Here is an 18,569-nt window from a genome sequence, read left to right on the forward strand (position 1 = left end):
GACAGGATGGATTATCCGAAGAGTGTGCCCAGCGCCGGGCTGGTGAATGGCAAGTTTGTGGACGAGAACCCGTTGATGGGGACGCCGGGGTCGTTGATTCCGGCGCGGTGGGGAAACAATGTAACTGATGAAATTATCAACGCGATCACCGCTGCCGGATTAGCGCCTGACGAAAACGACAGCACGCAGCTCAGAGCGGCTATTTCGGCGATTGTCGAGAAGAGCAAAAGTGATTCTTTGGCAAGTAAGGATGAAGCAGAGGCGGGTACAAGCAACAGTCGTCTGATGACGCCGCAGCGGGTTTTTCAAGCGATAGAAAAGAAAATCGGTCAAGCCACTGAAACGGTTTTTGGCTGGGCGCGGGTCGCCACTCAAACCCAGATCAACGCGGGGACGGATGACACCACCATCGTCACACCGAAAAAGCTTCGATCTGGTATTTCCTACAGCATTGGCGCGAACGGCTATATCGCTTTTCCGAGCTGGCTGGGGGGCTTCATGATTCAGTGGGTCGTGATCAACATCGCTGCTGATAAAGCCTATGCGGCCCAACCTTGGCCAGTGGCTTTCAAGACCCAGTGTGCCGCTACATGGGCAAGTTACTCGCACAGCGGGAACGCGCCCTTTTTCGATATCACCACTCCCCCCTTGGTGACCTACTTTGATCCGAGCCAGGTTCAAGTGTTGAGTAATTCCGGTGGCACCGGTTATGTCACGGTCTTGGGTGTGGGGAATTGAAATGACGCGTTTCTATAGCCGCACCACCGGCAATACCTATTTGTCGGGTTATCACACACGTCTCCCGGACGACGCCGTTGAAATTGACGAGGCGCGTTATGAGTCGGTGATCGCCAACCCCGTAGCGGGTACTGAGCGATCCCATGACGATCAAGGTCTGCCGATCCTGGTGGAGTTGGCACCGGCAGATGAGCAGTCAGCGATCCAAGCCAAGGTCTGGCGCGAACAAGAATTCAACCGGGTTGTCTGGTTGCGTGATCGCCACCGCGACGAAGTAGAACTGATGAAGACCGCCACTCTGTCCGACGCCGAATATCTTTCGCTATTGACCTACCTGCAGGCGCTGCGTAAGTGGCCCCAAGCGAAGAAATTTCCTGCCAAACGATCTCGACCGAAGAAGCCAGCCTGGATGACTGCCGAGTGACCGGATGCTGCGTTGTCGGCATCGCTCATCAATGTTTCAGCTAAAGGAGAACTAGCGATGGATTACCCAAAAAGCGTCCCCAGCATCGGCCTGGTCGACGGCCGTTTCGTCGATGAAAATCCGGTGGCGGGTACGCCGGGCTCGTTGATTCCGGCAGTGTGGGGCAACAGCGTGACTCAGGAGATCCTGAGTGTGATCAGCGGCGGTGGGCTGGTGGCTTCCGAGTCAGATACGGGCCAGTTGTTCAAAGCCATTCAATCGATTGTCGGCAACGCAAGCCCGATGCGTTCGGTCATCACCCGGCTGGCGGCTTCGAAAACGCTGACCGAACAGGAACTCGGGCTCGCATTGATCGACGGCAGCCCCGGTGCCGTCACCTTGACGCTGCCGCCAGCAAACGCCGCCCTCGGCGTACGCGATGTCATTGTTCGGCGGGTGGACAACAGCGGCAATCGCATGGTGATCCAGGCATCTGGAACCGACCGGGTCCGTTTCCATACCCATCTATCGCCCAATGGTTATGGGTTTTTCGTATTGATGGGTGGCGGCGACTGGTGGCATTTGCGCAGCGATGGTGCCGGCAGTTGGTGGCCCGTGGGGCGTTACGACAATACACCGTTGGGCCGGCCATTTTTTGAGACGACCATCATGCTCAGTCCGGGCGGATACGGCGCCTTGAATGGCGCTGTCATGAAGCGTGCGGAATGGCCGTGGCTGTGGGACCACGCTCAGCAATCGGGAATGCTCGGATCGGAAGCTTTACGCCCGGGAACCGAGGGGAAATGGACCACCGGTGACGGGGCGACGACGTTTCGTGGCCCCGAAGGTCGAGGTGAATTCCTGCGGGTTCTCGACGAAGGCCGTGGTGTGGACTCGGGTCGTGTGATGGGTACTTTTCAGCCCGGCTCGACGCACTCCTTTGCCTTGGGCGCGAATGGCGGCGGGGCAGTGGGCTCGCGTTGGTCGGACAGCTTGATCGGCTTCGGTGCCGACACCCGCGAAGAAGCTCAACACGTTTCCGGGCTCGTCAATGGCGGACCGACCTTTCCGGCTGGAACCAACTATCAAATGGATCCCGGCGCCACGCTGCTCTACACGTTCAAATCCCGTCCGCGCAACATCGCCTATCCCGGTCGCATCAAACTCATCTGAGGCTCTTATGTTCAATTATCTATTCGATGGCTCGGGTGCCCTGTCCGGGCCGGTCGAGTTTCCCGTCACGCCCGGAATAGGCATTCAGCTCCCCGCCAACGCGGTTGAACTGACGTACGAATTGCCGGAACCGGAAGCTGGTCGCAGCTGGGCGTTGATCAACGGCATCCCGCGCGAAGTGGTTGACCGTCGCGGTCTGGTCTATCGCAAGGATGGCGGAGCTCAACAGGTCTGGACTGAGCTGGGCGAGTTGCCTGACACGCTGACGGCACAGCCCTGGCCCGGTGAGTTTCACCTATGGCGCGACAACGCCTGGCAGCCTGATGAGCAGGCCCGGTTAGCGGATGCCAGAAACCGTGTCCTGAACGCACGCGACGCATTGCTGCGCGACGCTGTTCTGCGCATCGCGCCGCTGCAATACGCCGAAGACATCGGCGACGCCAGCCATGACGAACAGCTGCTGCTGATCGAGTGGAAACTCTACAGCGTCGAGCTGAACCGTATCGAAAAGCAAAGCGGTTTTCCCCAGACAGTCACTTGGCCGGTGGTGCCTGGCGCCACTGTTGCCGCGTGATTGCATAACCAGGAGCGGTGCACATGGATTATCCAAAAAGTATCCCCGGTGTGGGGCTGGTCAACGGCGGCTTCGTCGATGAAAACCCCGTCGTCGGAACGCCGGGTTCGTTGATTCCCGCTGCGTGGGGCAACAGCGTCACGCAGGAAATTCTCAACGCGATCAAGGCCGCCGGGTTGACGCCTGATGAGGCCAGGACCGACCAACTGGCGACCGCAATCGGTGCGCTGGTCGATTTCACCAAACTGAAAAACACCCCGACGACGTTGGCTGGCTACGGCATCACTGATGCGGTGGGACGGCTGCTGGCGGTCAGGCAGTTCGAGAAGGTCGGGATTACGCTTTACAAGCCAAACCCCAAAGCCAAGCGGATCCTTGTGCGGCTGGTCGGTGCGGGGGGAAGCGGTGGTGGGTGTTCGCCCATTGCCGCGGGCTACCAAGGCATGGGCGGCGGCGGAGGCTCTGGAGCCTTCGCACAAAGCCTGTATGACGTGACTGCGGAAATACTTGCAGGCGTGCCCGTCACCCTCGGCGGCGGCGGTGCTGCGAGTAACGTGATGGGGCTGGCTGGCGGAGGTGCTTCGTTCGGTACCTACATGAGCGCTGCGGGCGGTGGCGGCGGGCAGGTTCTCACTTTGGCGGTAACAGCCACAACGGTTGGTTTCGTCCAGGGCGGTGCCGGAGGACAAGCTGTCACTGGCGGAACGCTTGCCAATGCTCGGGGCGTGCCCGGCGAGTATGCCATGTGCAACGCCAACTGGGGCGTCCTCTCCGGTGCGGGCGGTGCCAGCCCGTACGACGGTGGCGGTACCCGAGTGGGTGTAAACGGACCTGGCATCGCCGGCGGACGCGGCTCCGGCGGCAGCGGCTCCTGTTCAACCAACGCTTCGGCTGCCGTTCTCAGCGGTGTCGGCGGCAACGCCTTCTGTGAAATTTGGGAGTACGAATAATGACCATTTATGCACGGGTCGAGAACGGCGTGGTGGTCGAGCGGATCGACACTGGGGAGTACGAGATCGGTCAGCTGTTTGCGCCGTCTTTCGTCGAGGCGATGGTGCGGGTGCCGGATGGCCAGGAGGTCGAGGTCGGCGCGCCGATCAGCGCGTTTGCGACAGTTGCAGAACCACCGCCAGCACAGCAGAGCCGGGAGATTATCCGGGCGCCATTTGACTCAGAAGAAGGACCTGTAACGGCCGCGCGTATCTGGCGCGAAGCGTCTCTCGCCGCGACCGAATGGCTGGTCACCCGCCATCGTGATGAACAGGATCTGGGACGCGGTACGTCGCTCAAGCCCACGCAATACCTGGAACTGCTCGAGTATCGACAGGCGTTGCGCGACTGGCCTGACTCGGCACTTTTCCCCGCAGCAGATTCCCGTCCGACGGCACCGTTTTGGCTCGCCAGCGTGACGGGCTGAGCTTACGTCAAGAATGTATTTTTCGTTCAGGGAGATGAACATTGGACTACCCCAAGAGTGTTCCCAGTGTCGGGCTGGTCAATGGCCAGTTTGTCGATGAAGATCCTGTAGCCGGAACACCGGGATCTTTGATCCCGGCGGCATGGGGCAACGGTGTTACGCAAGAAATTCTCAGCGTGGTTCAGGCAGCGGGAATGGCGCCGAATGAAGCCTCGAACAATCAGCTGCTGGCGGCGCTGCGTGGTTCGCAGTTGTTCACGACCGCTGCGCAGTTCAATAGCGGCCGGTCGGCTGCCACCACCGAGTTTGTGCAAAGAGCGCTGGGTAATTACGCCAATACGCGAAGCATCTTGAGCGCCACCCAGTTGACCTTGGCGGATATCGGTTGCTCGATCGGTCTGGGCGGCAATGCGCCCTATACCGTGACGCTTCCGGATGCCGATGACGGTGCGGTGCCGAACGGCGCAACGATCAGCCTGCATTGTCGCAACAGCGCACCGGTCACGGTGGCGAGTAAAACCGGTACGCAGATCAGTCCGCAGGGTGCCTATCTGGCCTCAATAGTGATGGGCAGCGGTGAAAGCGCGAACCTCGTCAAAGAGGGTCGGGTGTGGGTGGTTTATGGCACTGCTGCGCTGAAGCACTCATCCTCTTTTGCCGCTCGGATCGACTCACCGGGGTATCAAAAACTGCCCAGTGGTTTGATCCTGCAATGGGTGGTAGGCGCGTCCGACGCCTCCGGCAACATGTCGCTGTCGCTGCCCTTGAGGTTTCCGGTCGCGATCCTGGGGGGCATCGCCAACGAGGCCAATCCGGCAGGTTGGTCGGCGAGCAATGCGACGGTATGGGCGCTCGATCTCGGCGCATCGACAACAACAGTGGCTGTGGCACGGGTCAGGAACATTGATCCCAGCGGTATAAAACCGTCGGCGGGCATTTCGGGCCGCATTCTGGTTTGGGGGTACTGACCATGACGATTTACTTTTATGCCCAGAGCCTCGGCTTTGATCGGGTGGAAAATCCACTTTCCGAACACCCTGAAGGCGCAGTGGAAATCACCCAGGCGCAATACGCAGAACTATTCGCCGGACAGGCCGCCGGCAAAGTCATCAGCGCCAGCCCCTCGGGCCAGCCTGTGCTGAGCGATCCGCTCGTATCTTCGATTTCACTTGCCAGCGTCGAGCGCGCATGGCGCAACCAAGTACTGCAAAACAGCCAATGGCTGGTGTTTCGCGACGCCGAAGAGCTGGAAGTCGGCGCCGGTACGACTCTGCGTGCAGAAGAGTTCCAACAGTTGCTGGCGTATCGGCAGGCACTGCGAGACTGGCCTGATCACCCGGAGTTTCCAGACGCGCGCTCGCGGCCAGTCGAGCCCGATTGGCTGGAAGGTTTGCTTGGGGCAATCGGCTGAGCTTTGTATCAAGCAAGTGCTGCGCATAGAGAATCATCAAGGAAAAACTCACGTGGATTATCCAAAAAGTATTCCCGGCTCTGGCCTGGTCAATGGCAAGTTCGTTGACGAGGATGCCATCGCCGGTACACCCGGTTCGTTGATTCCAGCGAGCTGGGGCAACAGTGTCACTCAGGAAATACTCAGCGCAATTACCGCAGCGGGATTGACCCCGGACGAACAGCAGACTGATCAACTGGCTCAAGCGATCCGGCAATTGTCCAGACCCGATCCGTTGCAGCAGTTTCCGGTTCAGGTGTACCGCAGGAATCTGCTGATCAATGGCGATTTCAGAATCTGGCAACGTGGGGCGAGCAATCAGGCGCCCAATATCGGTGGTTATGTCGCCGACCGGTTTCGTTGCGACTGGAACGGTAACGCCGGGGTGAGCATTACCCGCCAGAGTTTTGCTCTTGGACAAGGGGAGGTTCCTGGCGAACCTGCCTGCTTCATGCGCTGGCAACAAACAACGGCAGGCGCAGGCGCAACGGTTCACAGGATTTCACAAAATATCGAATCGGTCAGAACACTTGCGGGAAAGACTGCGACGGTGACGTTTTGGGCGCGATCCGATGCAGCGCGGCCGGTGCAGGTCGCCATCACCCAACAATTCGGTGCGGGGGGATCGGCAGCTGTTATGAAGGTAGTAGATGTCTTTCAACTCAATACGACGTGGAGCCGACACACAGCAACGTTCCAAGTGCCTGTCATCGCTGGAAAGATGCAAGGGGCCAGCGATTGCCTGACATTGTCGTTCGATCTGCCTTTGAATGTTTTGCAGACGGTTGATCTGACCCTTGTGCAACTGGAGGAGGGGCCCGTGTCCACGCCTTTCGAAGCTCGGCCTCTCGCCGAAGAACTGATGCTGTGTCAGCGCTATTACGAAAAGTCGTTTGCGAGCGGAATACCGGTCAAGGCGAACAACGGAACCAATACCTGCATTTCGACGTTCACCCAAGTACCGTCCGGCAACATGGGCCAATACGGTATGACTATCGGTTTTCTCGTGCAGAAAAGGGTTCAGCCCACCGTCACCGCTTATTGCCCGGCCGACAGCAGCAATCAAGTCTGGAATCAAACGATCAGCAAAGCGTGTACTGGCACTACATTGCAAGGTGTAACGGATCGCAGCATCTCATTTGCAACTGTCACGCCCGTAGGGAGTGCTCCAGGCCAGACGTTGCAAGTCGAATGGACAGCAGACGCAGAAATCTAGGAAAAACGTTTATGACTTATCAACTGACCGCTTGTGGCGTGCTGCGCACGGACGATTCAGCATTCATTCCAGCTGATCCGACCAATCGCGACTGGCTGGAATATCAGGATTGGCTTCTATCGGGCGGCCAAGTCCAGTCACCGCAGGGAGCCCTTGGAGAAACTGTGGAGCAGAGCACCGCGAAAACTCTGGCAAATAAATGGCTGACACGCATCAGCCGCCAGCCATGATTCAATCGGGGCACTATCCAGGGAGGATCAAGCATATGCAAATCACTGAAAAACACCTGATCGACATCATGCCCAACGCCCGCTCCCAAGCGGGCGTTTTTGTTTCGGCTCTCAACTCCGCCATGGCCCGGCATCGTATCGACACGCCGAAACGTGTTGCTGCGTTCTTGGCACAGGTCGGTCACGAGTCCGGTCAATTGCGTTACGTGCGGGAGCTGGGCAACAACCAGTACCTGAGCAAATACGACACTGGCACCCTGGCGCTGCGTCTGGGCAATACGCCCGAGGCGGACGGCGACGGGCAAAAGTATCGGGGGCGCGGGCTGATTCAAATCACCGGTCGCGCCAATTATCGCCAGTGCAGCCTTGGGCTGTTTGGCGACGAAAGACTGCTGTCATTGCCTGAGTTGCTCGAGCAGCCGCAGTGGGCCGCCGAATCCGCCGCATGGTTCTGGGCACAGAAAGGTTTGAATGAACTGGCCGACGCCGATCAGTTCAACACCATTACGCGCCGGATCAACGGTGGGTTGAACGGCTTGCAGGATCGTCTGGATATCTGGGCGCGGGCGAGGGCGGTGCTATGTCCGGCTCCTGGCGGGTGATTGGCCTGTTGCTGCTGGCTGCCGGGGCGTTCGCAGCCGCGTGGCAGTTTCAGGACTGGCGCTACGGCCGCCAGTTGGCCGAGCAGGCCCGGCTAAACGCCGAAACGCTCAATCAACTGACGCAGGCCGCTGCGAGCGCACAACAGGCCGAGCAGGCTAAACGGCTGGCCCTGGAGCAACGGCTCGCGGCCAGTGAACAAACCCATTACCGAGCGCTGAGCGATGCCCAACGTGATCAGGATCGCCTGCGCGATCGCCTTGCCACTGCTGATGTCCGGCTGTCAGTCCTTCTCGACGCCGGCGACGTTGCCCAAGGCTGCAACGTGCCTGCCGCCACCGGCGCCGGCGGCGTGGATCATGCAACCGTACGCGCCCGACTTGACCCGGCGCATGCTCAACGAATTATCGCCATCACCGACACCGGTGACCGCGCATTGATTGCCTTGCAGGCTTGTCAGGCTTATGTCAGAGCGTTGCAGCCCGAACATCTTGAATGATCTTGTGTATTGAAAGCGCGAGCGGCTCGTGTACGGTGATACGCATTCCACACGATCCGGAGTGCGCCGTGAAAGAGATCACCCAACTGGCCGCCGAGCTTGGCCGACACCTGCAAGTGCTCAATGCCCACGTGACCACCGCCGAGTCGTGTACCGGCGGCGGCATCGCCGAAGCGATCACTCGGGTTGCGGGCAGTTCGGCGTGGTTCGAGGCAGGGTATGTCACCTATTCGAACCGGCAGAAAACCCAGCAACTGAATGTGCCCGGTGAGTTGTTCGAAACGGTGGGGGCGGTCAGCCGCGAGGTGGTCGAAGCCATGGCGCGCGGCGCTCAGGATAAAAGCCTGGCGCGGTTTGCCGTGGCGGTCAGCGGTATCGCCGGCCCTGACGGCGGCACACCGAACAAACCGGTCGGTACGGTGTGGCTGGCCTGGGGTGTCGGCGAGGCGATTTGCAGTGAGGCGCGTCACTTTGCCGGCAATCGCGATGAAGTCCGCCGACAAACGGTGAAGGCCGCGCTAGAGGGGCTTGTGCGACTAGCGGCACGAGAAATCGAAAATCAGGGGTAGGCGATCCGCGAACGCTGTGGAATAATACTGGCTACTTATACAGGTGTTGGCCGTCAGGCCTTATTGATTACGTGAGGACTTTAATGGACGACAACAAGAAGAAAGCCTTGGCTGCGGCCCTGGGTCAGATCGAACGTCAATTCGGCAAGGGTGCCGTAATGCGTATGGGCGATCAGGACCGTCAGGCGATCCCATCCATCTCCACTGGCTCTCTGGGTCTGGACATTGCACTCGGCATCGGCGGTCTGCCAAAAGGCCGTATTGTTGAAATCTACGGTCCTGAATCTTCCGGTAAAACCACACTGACGCTGTCGGTGATCGCCCAGGCGCAAAAAGCCGGCGCGACCTGCGCATTCGTCGACGCCGAACACGCCCTCGATCCTGAGTACGCCGGCAAACTGGGCGTCAACGTCGACGACCTGCTGGTGTCCCAGCCGGACACCGGCGAACAGGCGCTGGAAATCACCGACATGCTGGTGCGTTCCAACGCCGTTGACGTGATCATCGTCGACTCCGTGGCAGCACTGGTGCCGAAGGCTGAAATCGAAGGTGAAATGGGCGACATGCACGTCGGCCTGCAAGCCCGTCTGATGTCTCAGGCGCTGCGTAAAATCACCGGTAACATCAAGAACGCCAACTGCCTGGTGATCTTCATTAACCAGATCCGCATGAAGATCGGCGTGATGTTCGGCAGCCCGGAAACCACCACCGGTGGTAACGCGCTGAAGTTCTACGCCTCGGTTCGTCTCGATATCCGCCGTACCGGCGCGGTGAAAGAAGGCGACGAAGTGGTCGGCAGCGAAACCCGCGTCAAGGTTGTGAAGAACAAGGTCGCTTCGCCGTTCCGTCAGGCCGAGTTCCAGATTCTTTACGGCAAGGGCATCTACCTCAATGGCGAGATGATCGACCTAGGCGTGCTGCACGGTTTCGTCGAGAAGTCCGGCGCCTGGTATGCCTACGAAGGCACCAAGATCGGTCAGGGCAAGGCCAACTCGGCCAAGTTCCTGGCTGACAATCCGGAAGTCGCCGCCAAGCTCGAGAAGCAACTGCGTGACAAGCTGCTGGCACCAGTGGCAGATGTCAAGGCTTTGGCCTCCCGGGACAAGGTCGATAATATGGCCGAGGCCGATGTCGACGTTTGAGTCGTTGAATGACACTTGTACTCGATACCCTCGTCGCGGTGCGGCGAACCGCCATGGACCTGCTCGCACGTCGCGAGCACGGTCGAGTCGAGCTGACGCGCAAGTTGCGTCAGCGTGGCGCTGAGGCGGAACTGATCGAAACAGCCCTCGACCGTCTGACGGAAGAGGGACTGCTTAGCGAAGCCCGATACCTTGAAAGTTTTGTCTCCTACCGTGCCCGCTCTGGCTATGGCCCTCTGCGAATTCGCGAGGAACTGAGTCAGCGCGGTTTGCAACGCGCCGATATCGAACTCGCTCTGCGCGAAAGCGGTATCGACTGGCAGGCGCAGCTTCAGGATACGTGGCAGCGCAAGTTCTCCGGGCATTTGCCCATTGATGCGAAGGAACGAGCCAAACAAGGCCGTTTTCTTGCGTATCGGGGGTTCTCGATGGAGATGATCAACCGCTTGTTCAGCGGTAGAGGGATGGACGATTAACCCGATTCAATGAAAACGGCCCGCTATTGAAAAATAGCGGGCCGTTTTTTTTTGCTTTTAAATCACGCTGGAAGGTTCGCGCGAGCGTTGTGCTGTGGGCGGTTTGGAATCGGCCCAGTTTTCCGGCAGGTTGATGTAATCGACCAATTCACGCAGACGCCCGTGCGTGCGGCCATTGAAGGCAAACGCCAGGCGCGCCAGGTGGCTGAATTGCGCTTCGTCGTGTTCTTCACCGTTGTAGGCGTGTTGATGAAACTGATCGCTCAAACACAGATCCGCGAATTCGTCCTGCATCTGCGCCAGTGCCTGATCGCTGAGCTTATGGTTCATGCGAATCACGAACTGCCGTTTGAGCCAGCGGCTGGAGTGGAAGTTGCTGTAGAACTGATTGATCTGTTCGACCGCTTCCTCAACGGTGTAGACCAGGCGCATCAGCTTCATGTCGGTCGGCAGAATGTAGCGGTTGTTCTCCAGCTGATTCCGGATGAAATCCATCGCGCCTTGCCAGAACGTGCCGCCCGGCGCATCCAGCAGGACCACCGGCACCAGTGGACTTTTCCCGGTCTGGATCAGGGTCAGCACTTCCAGCGCTTCATCCAGCGTGCCAAAACCGCCCGGGCACAGCACCAGGGCATCAGCCTCCTTGACGAAGAACAGCTTGCGCGTGAAGAAGAAGTGGAAAGGCAGCAGGTTATCGGTGCCGTCCACGGTGGGGTTGGCATGTTGCTCGAAGGGCAGGGTGATATTGAACCCCAGGCTGTGATCGCGTCCGGCTCCTTCGTGCGCGGCAGCCATGATGCCGCCCCCGGCACCGGTGATGACCATCATGTCGGCGCGCGTCAAGGCTGCGCCGAGTTCGCGCGCCATGGCGTACAGCGGATGCTCCACCGGCGTGCGCGCCGAGCCGAACACGGTGACTTTGCGTCGCCCCTTGAATTGTTCCAATACCCGAAACGCTTGTTCCAGTTCGCGCAGGGCTTGCAAAGTGATCTTGGCGTTCCAGCGGTTGTGATCTTCCTGGGCCATGCGCAGCACGGTCAGGATCATGTCGCGGTAAATGGGCAGGTTGGGGCTGTCGGGTGAAACGCGCTTGAGTTGTTCTTCGACCTGGCTGACGAGGTCGGGGCCGTTTTCCTGAAAATGACGGCTCAAGAGGTCATTCGGTTGGTAAGGCATTCAACGTCTCCTTTTGTACAGAGCGGGTGGCCCTGACGAGCGACGTCAGTGCCGCGCTGCAAAAACACGCATCGGCGGCAGTTCCTTTTCTGCCGTTTGCAAGTGTTCGGGAATACTCTGAATCTAGACCCTCGCGCGCATTTGCGCTGAGTTGATCATTGCGCCGCAACGTCTCGGCTGGCAACTGCCATTTGAATGACGGCCAGTGCCGCCACCGTTCGTCCGAACATAAACCGCGCGGCCAACCCTCTGATTTACTGACAGACAGGTAGCGAGGATTGCTTCAAGGATTTGCGGGTGGCACGGAGGCAGGCCAAATGGCCAAAGTGATTCTGGAGATCGATACACAGCTGTATCGAATGTTGAAGGCATCAGCCGAGGCCAATCAGGTCAGTCTCGAAGAGGAGTGCTGCCGACGGTTGGCCGGTGGCGAGCGTCGCTCGCACTATCTACAGGCCTTGCTGGCCGAGTTGCGCGCCGAGGATGAACAGCGGCGCGCCAATTCGCGTTGATTACTTCTTCTTCGCCGGGGCCGCTTTCGGGCAGTCCGATTCCTGATAACTGGCGGACCCGATGGCTTTGTTGGTTTTCACTTCGGTGAAGTCGTAACGCATGATCGCGCCCTTGGCCATCAGCTTGCGGTACGACGGGTTGTTGCAGACCGAGGCACCGAGCTGGAAGTACACCGCTTTCGGGTCGGCACGCATTTTGTCGGCGTGGCTCTTTTGTACGCTCAGGTGGTTGATCAACTGAGTGCCTTCGACGGTGTAGCCCTGGTCAAGAATGTCTTCATTGATTGCCCGAGGCGTGCCGACGCTGCTTTGGGCGGCGACGTTGCGCAGCTCTCTGTTCAGATTCTGCTCACTCAGGGATGCAGCCTGAGCGGTGAAGGATGACGCCAGCAGAATGGCAGCGGTGGGAACGATAAGGCGCAGCATGAAACTCTCCTGATTCGGTGACTGGTGGTTCGACCAACCACGGGGCTGTGCGTTCAGTGGCGGCGAATTATAGGGGAGCCGGTCTGGACGGTACAGGCTTGTGCCCGTTGCTCTGGTAAACTGCCGCGCTTTACTGCCCCTGCCGAGTGTTGTTCGTGTCGAGTTTTCCTGTCTGCCGGCGTTGCCCGCAATGAATCACGCCCCCAACGCCGTCGCCCGTTTGCGCGACCAGCGCGAGGATGAAGGCATCAAGCCGATTCAGGCCCGCGGCTTTCGCTCCGAGCGTTGCCGTGATTGCCGGGTGATCATCAGTCATTGCCTGTGCGCCTGGCGTCCCAGCGTCGAGACCCGTTCCGGCGTGTGCCTGATCATGACCGGCAAGGAAGTGTTCAAACCGAGTAATACCGGTTGGCTGATTGCCGACGTGGTGCGCGATAACCACGCGTTCATCTGGTCTCGCACCGAGCCTGACCGGCGGATGCTGGCATTGCTCAACGATCCGCAATGGCAGCCCTATCTGGTGTTTCCCGGCGAATACGTCGAGCCGTCGCGCGTGACCAACAGCGTCGCCCTTGATAGCAGCAAGCGCCCGCTGTTCATCCTGCTCGATGCTACCTGGACCGAAGCCCGGAAGATTTTCCGCAAGAGTCCGTATTTCGATCGCTTGCCGATTCTGAGCCTGCTGCCCGACAAACTGTCACGTTACCGCTTGCGCCGCTCGACCCGCAGCGAACATCTGTGCACCGCCGAAGTCGCGGCGTTGTGCCTGGAACTGGCCGGCGACAGCGATGCCGCTTCAGCGCTGGACGCCTATTTCGACGTGTTCAGCCAGCATTACCTCGGCGCCAAGCAGCAGCTGGAAATGAATGAATCGACGCCGGCCCACGCTGAGTTGCTGCCCTATATACGAAAGCCGCAGCCGGAGTTGGCCCAATAGTGGCCCATACTGTCAGCCGCAGCGGCCCTGCTGCTTGACCACCCCGGCTTCGCTGGGCATGCTTGGCGCCGATTAGGGTGCGGCCAAGGTTTGAAACGCCGTGTTTGCTGTTGATTGGCGTTGAACGTGCCCCTGTGGATCTCGCTTGAAGCGGCATCTCGAGTTGCTTTGGCCAGACCGGAATGCACCGGGTCTGCCATCAAAAAACAGGATCATTTGAAAAATGGCCACATACGACATCCTGATTGCCGACGATCACCCGCTTTTTCGTAGCGCGCTGCATCAAGCACTGACGCTGGGCCTCGGCCCGCAAGTCCGTCTGGTGGAAGTGGCGAGCATCGCCGAACTGGAGACCCGCCTGACCGAAAAGGCCGACTGGGATCTGGTCCTGCTGGACCTGAACATGCCCGGCGCCTACGGGTTTTCCGGGCTGGTGCTGCTGCGCGGTCAGTACCCGCAGATTCCGGTGGTGATGGTCTCGGCCCAGGAAGAAGCGTCGGTGATGGTCAAATCCCGCGAGTTCGGTGCCAGTGGCTTCATTCCCAAGTCCAGCGACCTGAGCGTGATCCAGGACGCCGTGCGCAAGGTGCTCGATGGCGATGTGTTCTGGCCGCCGCAGGCATTTGAAGCGGTCAGCGTCTCCGATGAAGCCAAAGCCGCCAGCGATGGCCTCGCCAGCCTGACACCTCAGCAGTTCCGCGTGTTGACCATGGTCTGCGAGGGCCTGCTGAACAAGCAGATTGCCTATGAGTTGAGTGTGTCGGAAGCGACCATCAAGGCCCACGTCACGGCGATCTTTCGCAAATTGAATGTACGCACCCGTACGCAAGCGGCTTTACTGCTGCAACAACTTGAGTCAATTCCGAGCCAGTGATGGCTGCGGGTTTCACGCTTTTTTGACTCTTGTTGATCTAGCTTCCCCACTCCTTTTTGGTTGGTCTCAACGTTATGTCACCTTTCAAGGGCCAGACCGGCCTGAAACGCATCCTCAACGCGTCTGGCTATTCGCTCGACGGCCTGCGCGCAGCCTTCACCGGCGAAGCGGCGTTCCGTCAATTGGTACTGCTCAATGTCGTGCTGATTCCGCTGACGTTCTTCCTGAACGTCAGCCGTGTCGAACAGGCGTTGTTGATCGCGGTCTGTCTGCTGGCGCTGATCGTCGAATTGCTGAACTCGGCCGTCGAAGCGGCCATCGACCGCATTTCGCTGGAGCTGCACCCACTGTCGAAAAACGCCAAGGACATGGGCAGCGCCGCGCAATTTGTGGCGCTGAGCATGATCGCGCTGGTGTGGGCGGTGATTCTGCTTTAAGCGATGTTGGGCAGGACAATCTCGTCGCTGCGCTGCACCCCGGCGGTAAAAGCGCGGCACAGATCGAGAAACTCGCGCATGGCCGAGGTCTGGTATTTCTGTTTATGCCAGATGAAGTAAAACTGCCGGGCGAGGTCCAGATCCGGCGTTTCCACCGGCACCAGGCTGCCGCGGCGAAACGCATCGCGCAGCGCCAGGCGCGAGATGCAGCCAATCCCCAGGCCTGATTCCACTGCGCGCTTGATCGCTTCGGTGTGTTCCAGCTCCAGACGGATGTTTAACGCGCTGCGATGGTGGCGCATGGCCTGATCAAAGGTCAGGCGCGTGCCGGAACCCTGTTCGCGCAGAATCCACGCCTCATGGGTCAGCTCTTCCATGCTCGCGCTGCCGCGCTTGGCCAGTGGATGCTGCGGCGCGCAGAACACCACCAGCTCATCTTCGACCCAGCTCTGCACTTCAATGTCTGGATGGCTGCAATCGCCTTCAATCAGACCCAGGTCAATTTCGTAGTGGGCGACTTGTTGCACGATATTGGCTGTGTTCTGCACATGCAGTTTCACCTGACTTTCCGGGTGGCGCTGCATGAAGCCGCCAATCAGCAGGGTCGCCAGATAATTGCCGATGGTCAGCGTCGCGCCTACCGACAGTGAGCCGAAACCGGATTTGCCATTAAGCAGGTCTTCGATCTCCTTGGCCTGATCGAGCAGAGCCACCGCTTGCGGCAACAGCTGTTTGCCGAGGGCGTTGAGGCTCAGCCGTTTACCGGCGCGGTCGAACAGCTGGCAGCTGGACTGGCGCTCAAGTTCGGTGATCGAGGTGCTGGCAGCCGACTGCGAGAGGTTGAGCAGACCCGCAGCACGGGATACGCTTTCCTGCTGGGCGACGGCGACGAAGACTTGCAGTTGACGGAGAGTAAATCGCATATCGATATAACCGATAACCCTTATCTTAATAATCCAGTTAACAGATATTGTCGTCGCTATTAGAATGCGATGCAATTGCGCACGTTAAGCGTCATCGAGCCGCGCAGACCAATCTCCAGGAGTCAAACGTACATGAGCAACATGAACCACGAGCGTGTCCTCAGTGTTCATCACTGGAACGACACTCTGTTCAGCTTCAAGTGCACCCGCGATCCGGGCCTGCGCTTCGAGAACGGTCAGTTCGTGATGATCGGCCTGCAGCAGCCCAACGGCCGCCCGCTTATGCGCGCTTACTCGATCGCCAGCCCGAACTGGGAAGAGCATCTGGAATTCTTCAGCATCAAGGTGCAGGACGGTCCGCTGACTTCGCAACTGCAGCACTTGAAGGAAGGCGACGAGATCATCATCTCGAAAAAGCCTACCGGCACCTTGGTGCTGGATGACCTGAACCCGGGCAAGCATTTGTACCTGCTGAGTACTGGCACTGGTCTGGCGCCGTTCATGAGCGTCATTCAGGATCCGGAAACCTACGAGCGCTTTGAAAAAGTGATCCTGGTTCACGGTGTGCGTTACGTCAACGAAGTCGCCTACCGCGAATTCATCACCGAGCACCTGCCGCAGAACGAGTTCTTCGGCGAAGCGCTGCGTGACAAGCTGATCTACTACCCGACCGTGACCCGCGAGCCGTTCGAGAATCAGGGCCGTCTGACCGACCTGATGCGCAGCGGCAAGCTGTTCAGCGACATCGGCCTGCCTCCGATCAACCCGCAGGACGACCGCGCGATGATCTGCGGCAGCCCGAGCATGCTCGACGAGACCAGCGAAGTGCTCGACAGCTTCGGCCTGAAGATTTCGGCGCGGATGCGCGAGCCGGGTGATTACCTGATCGAGCGTGCGTTCGTCGAAAAATAACGCGCAATACCTGTGGGAGCGGGCTTGCTCGCGAAGGCGTAGTGTCAGTCATTTGCAATGTGTCTGATCCACCGCTTTCGCGAGCAAGCCGCTCCCACAGTTGGGTTTGTGGTGTGCCAGTAAAAGCCCGCGTTGCCTGATAAGGCAGCGCGGGCTTTTTCGTTTTCCGGGGTTTACGCCGAGACCGGGATAACTTCCAGCACGCGAATCTGCTCCGGTGTCGGATAATGCCAGCGCACGTCCAGATCCCAGAATTGCGCACCGTATTCACGTTCCGGTGCCGGTGTCTGATAGGCCGGACGCGGATCCTGAGCCAGACACTGTTCAATCAGCTCAATCAACGGCTCATCGAGGCGCTGAGCATGTGTATGCGCCTGTTGCAGCGCCGACTCCGCCCACTGCACGTCAATCAGTTGCGGCGCGGCGCTGGCGATATCGTTTCTCGCCCCCGGGATGATATCGGCATATGGCACGTAGGGTTTGATGTCGAGAATCGGCGTGCCGTCGAGCAGATCAATCCCGGAGATGAACAGGCGATGGGCTTCGACCTTGTCCAGTTTCACCACCGATTGGCCGATGCCGTTAGGGCGATGGGTGGCGCGAGTAGCGAACACGCCCATCGACTTGTTGCCGCCCAGGCGCGGCGGGCGAACTTTCAGGCGTGGCTTTTCTTCCAGCGCCTGATGGAACAGGAACAACAGCCACACATGACTGACCTGCTCCAGGCCCTGCACGGCATCACCCTGATCGAACGGTGCGACCAGTTCCAGCACACCACGGGCGGCGGGGGCCAGTTGTGGCTGGCGGGGAATGGCGAACTTCTCCTTGAAGCAGGAGCGCACGAAGCCGATGGGGGAAACGCTGTAAGTCATGGTTTTGAATCGACGCGGGGTGGGGCTGGCATGATAACCCGGCAGCCCTTAGATCTGGTGGTGACTGGCTGACGCTATCGCGAGCAGGCTCACTCCTACAGGGTCATGGGTGTACACAAAATCTGTGCTCGCTGAAAATCCCTGTAGGAGTGAGCCTGCTCGCGATAGCTTCACCGTCGATCTCAGAGGCTGAACCCCCCATCCAGCGGAATGATATTCCCGGTCATATAGGCCCCGGCCGTACTTGCCAGGCTGATCGCCAGCGCCGCCATCTCTTCCTCGCGTCCCCAGCGCTTCATCGGAATCAGCGCAGTATCTTCAGCCAACGCCTGCTCATCGCTGCCGATATGCTGAGTCATCTTGCTCGGAAACCTTCCCGGCGCAATCACGTTGACGTTGATGTGCTGACTCACCAACTCGCGCGCGAGAATTCGCGACAGCTGATGCAGCGCCGCTTTGCTCGGACCATAGGCATAAGCCTGTTCGCCAAACGAAGAAATCCCCGCTACCGAACCAATGTTGATGATCCGCGCCGGATTCGCCGCCGAACCGGCCTTGCGCAGCAGCGGCAGGAACTGCTGAATGCAACTGAACACCGAGGTCACGTTGAGCTGCATGACCTTCTCCCAGCCCTTGACCGGATAACTCTCCAGCGGCGCGCCCCACGTGGTGCCGGCGTTGTTCACCAGAATATCCAGATGAGTGATCTGCTCGCCCAGACGCGCAGCCAGTTCCCGCACGCCTTCTTCGGTGGCCAGATTCGCCGCCACGCCATGGCAAATGCCCAGCGCGGCAAGTTCTTCAGCAGTTTGGTGGCAGGCTTCTACGTCGCGCGAGCAGACATAGACATGGGCGCCGGCCTCGACGAAGGCCTTGGCGATCATTTTGCCAATACCACGGGTGCCGCCGGTCACCAGCGCGGTGCGGCCTTGCAGGGAAAAGTAGGGGTGCATGGCGACTCCTGAGGGCTAGGGATCAGTACACCCTAGTCGTCAGCCGCAAAAAGCGGAGCC

General features: G+C 59.3%; 25 protein-coding genes. 20 read left to right on the plus strand and 5 right to left on the minus strand.

The features are described from left to right. Positions 1–6 precede the first annotated feature (6 nt). The 15 genes from HU755_RS18840 to recX all read left to right on the plus strand — a co-directional run bounded on the left by HU755_RS18840 (position 7) and on the right by recX (position 10,487). On the plus strand, positions 7–738 hold the full coding sequence (locus tag HU755_RS18840; RefSeq protein ID WP_186635341.1) for a hypothetical protein: 732 nt from the start codon (positions 7–9) through the stop codon (positions 736–738). 1 nt (position 739) lies between these two features. Then, positions 740–1,162 (plus strand): phage tail assembly chaperone, encoded by a 423-nt coding sequence (locus HU755_RS18845; protein ID WP_186635344.1) that lies wholly within the window; start codon positions 740–742, stop codon positions 1,160–1,162. A 57-nt stretch (positions 1,163–1,219) separates the two neighbouring features. After that, positions 1,220–2,314, plus strand: coding sequence for a phage tail protein (locus HU755_RS18850; protein WP_186635347.1), 1,095 nt, complete (start codon positions 1,220–1,222; stop codon positions 2,312–2,314). 7 nt (positions 2,315–2,321) lie between these two features. Beyond that, on the plus strand, positions 2,322–2,888 hold the full coding sequence (locus HU755_RS18855; protein WP_186635350.1) for a tail fiber assembly protein: 567 nt from the start codon (positions 2,322–2,324) through the stop codon (positions 2,886–2,888). 23 nt (positions 2,889–2,911) lie between these two features. Then, positions 2,912–3,838 (plus strand): hypothetical protein, encoded by a 927-nt coding sequence (locus HU755_RS18860; protein WP_186635353.1) that lies wholly within the window; start codon positions 2,912–2,914, stop codon positions 3,836–3,838. Next, entirely contained in the window at positions 3,838–4,305 is a 468-nt protein-coding gene (locus tag HU755_RS18865; RefSeq protein ID WP_186635356.1) for a phage tail assembly chaperone, read from the plus strand. The genes HU755_RS18860 and HU755_RS18865 overlap by 1 nt, the downstream gene beginning before the upstream one ends. A 41-nt stretch (positions 4,306–4,346) precedes the next feature. Then, on the plus strand, positions 4,347–5,273 hold the full coding sequence (locus HU755_RS18870; RefSeq protein WP_186635357.1) for a phage tail protein: 927 nt from the start codon (positions 4,347–4,349) through the stop codon (positions 5,271–5,273). Between the two features lie 2 nt (positions 5,274–5,275). Then, positions 5,276–5,716 carry a phage tail assembly chaperone gene (locus HU755_RS18875; RefSeq protein ID WP_186635360.1) on the plus strand — a complete coding sequence of 147 codons (441 nt, stop codon included), beginning with the start codon at positions 5,276–5,278 and terminating at the stop codon, positions 5,714–5,716. A 52-nt stretch (positions 5,717–5,768) separates the two neighbouring features. After that, positions 5,769–6,971 (plus strand): carbohydrate-binding protein CenC, encoded by a 1,203-nt coding sequence (locus HU755_RS18880; RefSeq protein WP_186635363.1) that lies wholly within the window; start codon positions 5,769–5,771, stop codon positions 6,969–6,971. Between the two features lie 11 nt (positions 6,972–6,982). After that, the gene (locus tag HU755_RS18885; RefSeq protein WP_186635366.1) at positions 6,983–7,201 is read left to right on the plus strand and encodes a hypothetical protein; all 219 of its coding nucleotides are present in this window, start codon (positions 6,983–6,985) and stop codon (positions 7,199–7,201) included. Positions 7,202–7,236: 35 nt separating this feature from the next. Next, a complete protein-coding gene (locus HU755_RS18890; protein WP_186550292.1) occupies positions 7,237–7,803 on the plus strand; it encodes a glycoside hydrolase family 19 protein in 567 nt (188 codons plus the stop codon). After that, positions 7,782–8,300 carry a lysis system i-spanin subunit Rz gene (locus HU755_RS18895; protein ID WP_186635369.1) on the plus strand — a complete coding sequence of 173 codons (519 nt, stop codon included), beginning with the start codon at positions 7,782–7,784 and terminating at the stop codon, positions 8,298–8,300. The genes HU755_RS18890 and HU755_RS18895 overlap by 22 nt, the downstream gene beginning before the upstream one ends. A gap of 68 nt (positions 8,301–8,368) precedes the next feature. Further along, positions 8,369–8,869, plus strand: coding sequence for a nicotinamide-nucleotide amidohydrolase family protein (locus tag HU755_RS18900; RefSeq protein ID WP_186635372.1), 501 nt, complete (start codon positions 8,369–8,371; stop codon positions 8,867–8,869). 83 nt (positions 8,870–8,952) lie between these two features. Next, entirely contained in the window at positions 8,953–10,011 is a 1,059-nt protein-coding gene (gene recA / locus HU755_RS18905) for a recombinase RecA (RefSeq protein ID WP_186550298.1), read from the plus strand. An 8-nt stretch (positions 10,012–10,019) separates the two neighbouring features. Then, entirely contained in the window at positions 10,020–10,487 is a 468-nt protein-coding gene (recX, locus tag HU755_RS18910; RefSeq protein ID WP_186550300.1) for a recombination regulator RecX, read from the plus strand. A gap of 57 nt (positions 10,488–10,544) precedes the next feature. On the opposite strand, the gene HU755_RS18915 is transcribed toward recX, so the two are convergent. Then, on the minus strand, positions 10,545–11,663 hold the full coding sequence (locus HU755_RS18915; protein ID WP_186635376.1) for a TIGR00730 family Rossman fold protein: 1,119 nt from the start codon (positions 11,661–11,663) through the stop codon (positions 10,545–10,547). Between the two features lie 317 nt (positions 11,664–11,980). Between HU755_RS18915 and HU755_RS18920 the strand changes: the two genes are divergently transcribed. Beyond that, positions 11,981–12,175, plus strand: coding sequence for a hypothetical protein (locus HU755_RS18920; RefSeq protein ID WP_186550304.1), 195 nt, complete (start codon positions 11,981–11,983; stop codon positions 12,173–12,175). On the opposite strand, the gene HU755_RS18925 is transcribed toward HU755_RS18920, so the two are convergent. Next, positions 12,176–12,601 carry a PA3611 family quorum-sensing-regulated virulence factor gene (locus HU755_RS18925; RefSeq protein WP_007908738.1) on the minus strand — a complete coding sequence of 142 codons (426 nt, stop codon included), beginning with the start codon at positions 12,599–12,601 and terminating at the stop codon, positions 12,176–12,178. A 190-nt stretch (positions 12,602–12,791) separates the two neighbouring features. On the opposite strand from HU755_RS18925, the gene HU755_RS18930 reads away from it, so the two are divergent. From HU755_RS18930 to HU755_RS18940, 3 genes are all read left to right on the plus strand, one after another. Continuing rightward, complete coding sequence (locus HU755_RS18930) at positions 12,792–13,538, plus strand: tRNA-uridine aminocarboxypropyltransferase (protein WP_186620847.1); 747 nt, start codon at positions 12,792–12,794, stop codon at positions 13,536–13,538. Positions 13,539–13,761: 223 nt separating this feature from the next. Then, a complete protein-coding gene (gene erdR, locus HU755_RS18935; RefSeq protein ID WP_186635379.1) occupies positions 13,762–14,412 on the plus strand; it encodes a response regulator transcription factor ErdR in 651 nt (216 codons plus the stop codon). A 74-nt stretch (positions 14,413–14,486) separates the two neighbouring features. Beyond that, positions 14,487–14,849 carry a diacylglycerol kinase gene (locus tag HU755_RS18940; RefSeq protein ID WP_003222276.1) on the plus strand — a complete coding sequence of 121 codons (363 nt, stop codon included), beginning with the start codon at positions 14,487–14,489 and terminating at the stop codon, positions 14,847–14,849. Here HU755_RS18940 and HU755_RS18945 read toward each other — a convergent pair. Further along, complete coding sequence (locus HU755_RS18945) at positions 14,846–15,772, minus strand: LysR family transcriptional regulator (RefSeq protein ID WP_186550313.1); 927 nt, start codon at positions 15,770–15,772, stop codon at positions 14,846–14,848. The genes HU755_RS18940 and HU755_RS18945 overlap by 4 nt on opposite strands. A gap of 132 nt (positions 15,773–15,904) precedes the next feature. On the opposite strand from HU755_RS18945, the gene fpr reads away from it, so the two are divergent. Continuing rightward, positions 15,905–16,684, plus strand: coding sequence for a ferredoxin-NADP reductase (gene fpr, locus HU755_RS18950; protein WP_007908723.1), 780 nt, complete (start codon positions 15,905–15,907; stop codon positions 16,682–16,684). A 173-nt stretch (positions 16,685–16,857) separates the two neighbouring features. Here fpr and tsaA read toward each other — a convergent pair whose 3' ends face one another. Both tsaA and HU755_RS18960 read right to left on the minus strand, forming a co-directional pair. Further along, the gene (gene tsaA, locus HU755_RS18955; RefSeq protein ID WP_186635382.1) at positions 16,858–17,556 is read right to left on the minus strand and encodes a tRNA (N6-threonylcarbamoyladenosine(37)-N6)-methyltransferase TrmO; all 699 of its coding nucleotides are present in this window, start codon (positions 17,554–17,556) and stop codon (positions 16,858–16,860) included. Between the two features lie 182 nt (positions 17,557–17,738). Next, the gene (locus HU755_RS18960; RefSeq protein WP_186635386.1) at positions 17,739–18,509 is read right to left on the minus strand and encodes an SDR family oxidoreductase; all 771 of its coding nucleotides are present in this window, start codon (positions 18,507–18,509) and stop codon (positions 17,739–17,741) included. Between the last annotated feature and the right edge of the window lie 60 nt (positions 18,510–18,569).

The organism is Pseudomonas sp. SWRI111 (assembly GCF_014268555.1).
Lineage (GTDB): Bacteria > Pseudomonadota > Gammaproteobacteria > Pseudomonadales > Pseudomonadaceae > Aquipseudomonas > Aquipseudomonas hamedanensis.

Excerpts from the sequence above, each read along its gene's own strand:
- recA (WP_186550298.1), top strand. The coding sequence starts at position 8,953 with ATGGACGACAACAAGAAGAAAGCCTTGGCTGCGGCCCTGGGTCAGATC.
- HU755_RS18960 (WP_186635386.1), bottom strand. The coding sequence starts at position 18,509 with ATGCACCCCTACTTTTCCCTGCAAGGCCGCACCGCGCTGGTGACCGGC.
- HU755_RS18915 (WP_186635376.1), bottom strand. The coding sequence starts at position 11,663 with ATGCCTTACCAACCGAATGACCTCTTGAGCCGTCATTTTCAGGAAAAC.
- tsaA (WP_186635382.1), bottom strand. The coding sequence starts at position 17,556 with ATGACTTACAGCGTTTCCCCCATCGGCTTCGTGCGCTCCTGCTTCAAG.
- HU755_RS18895 (WP_186635369.1), top strand. The coding sequence starts at position 7,782 with ATGTCCGGCTCCTGGCGGGTGATTGGCCTGTTGCTGCTGGCTGCCGGG.
- HU755_RS18855 (WP_186635350.1), top strand. The coding sequence starts at position 2,322 with ATGTTCAATTATCTATTCGATGGCTCGGGTGCCCTGTCCGGGCCGGTC.
- HU755_RS18850 (WP_186635347.1), top strand. The coding sequence starts at position 1,220 with ATGGATTACCCAAAAAGCGTCCCCAGCATCGGCCTGGTCGACGGCCGT.
- HU755_RS18860 (WP_186635353.1), top strand. The coding sequence starts at position 2,912 with ATGGATTATCCAAAAAGTATCCCCGGTGTGGGGCTGGTCAACGGCGGC.
- HU755_RS18865 (WP_186635356.1), top strand. The coding sequence starts at position 3,838 with ATGACCATTTATGCACGGGTCGAGAACGGCGTGGTGGTCGAGCGGATC.
- HU755_RS18890 (WP_186550292.1), top strand. The coding sequence starts at position 7,237 with ATGCAAATCACTGAAAAACACCTGATCGACATCATGCCCAACGCCCGC.
- HU755_RS18945 (WP_186550313.1), bottom strand. The coding sequence starts at position 15,772 with ATGCGATTTACTCTCCGTCAACTGCAAGTCTTCGTCGCCGTCGCCCAG.
- HU755_RS18920 (WP_186550304.1), top strand. The coding sequence starts at position 11,981 with ATGGCCAAAGTGATTCTGGAGATCGATACACAGCTGTATCGAATGTTG.
- HU755_RS18925 (WP_007908738.1), bottom strand. The coding sequence starts at position 12,601 with ATGCTGCGCCTTATCGTTCCCACCGCTGCCATTCTGCTGGCGTCATCC.
- HU755_RS18940 (WP_003222276.1), top strand. The coding sequence starts at position 14,487 with ATGTCACCTTTCAAGGGCCAGACCGGCCTGAAACGCATCCTCAACGCG.
- recX (WP_186550300.1), top strand. The coding sequence starts at position 10,020 with ATGACACTTGTACTCGATACCCTCGTCGCGGTGCGGCGAACCGCCATG.
- HU755_RS18930 (WP_186620847.1), top strand. The coding sequence starts at position 12,792 with ATGAATCACGCCCCCAACGCCGTCGCCCGTTTGCGCGACCAGCGCGAG.
- HU755_RS18840 (WP_186635341.1), top strand. The coding sequence starts at position 7 with ATGGATTATCCGAAGAGTGTGCCCAGCGCCGGGCTGGTGAATGGCAAG.
- HU755_RS18845 (WP_186635344.1), top strand. The coding sequence starts at position 740 with ATGACGCGTTTCTATAGCCGCACCACCGGCAATACCTATTTGTCGGGT.
- HU755_RS18875 (WP_186635360.1), top strand. The coding sequence starts at position 5,276 with ATGACGATTTACTTTTATGCCCAGAGCCTCGGCTTTGATCGGGTGGAA.
- HU755_RS18885 (WP_186635366.1), top strand. The coding sequence starts at position 6,983 with ATGACTTATCAACTGACCGCTTGTGGCGTGCTGCGCACGGACGATTCA.
- fpr (WP_007908723.1), top strand. The coding sequence starts at position 15,905 with ATGAGCAACATGAACCACGAGCGTGTCCTCAGTGTTCATCACTGGAAC.
- erdR (WP_186635379.1), top strand. The coding sequence starts at position 13,762 with ATGGCCACATACGACATCCTGATTGCCGACGATCACCCGCTTTTTCGT.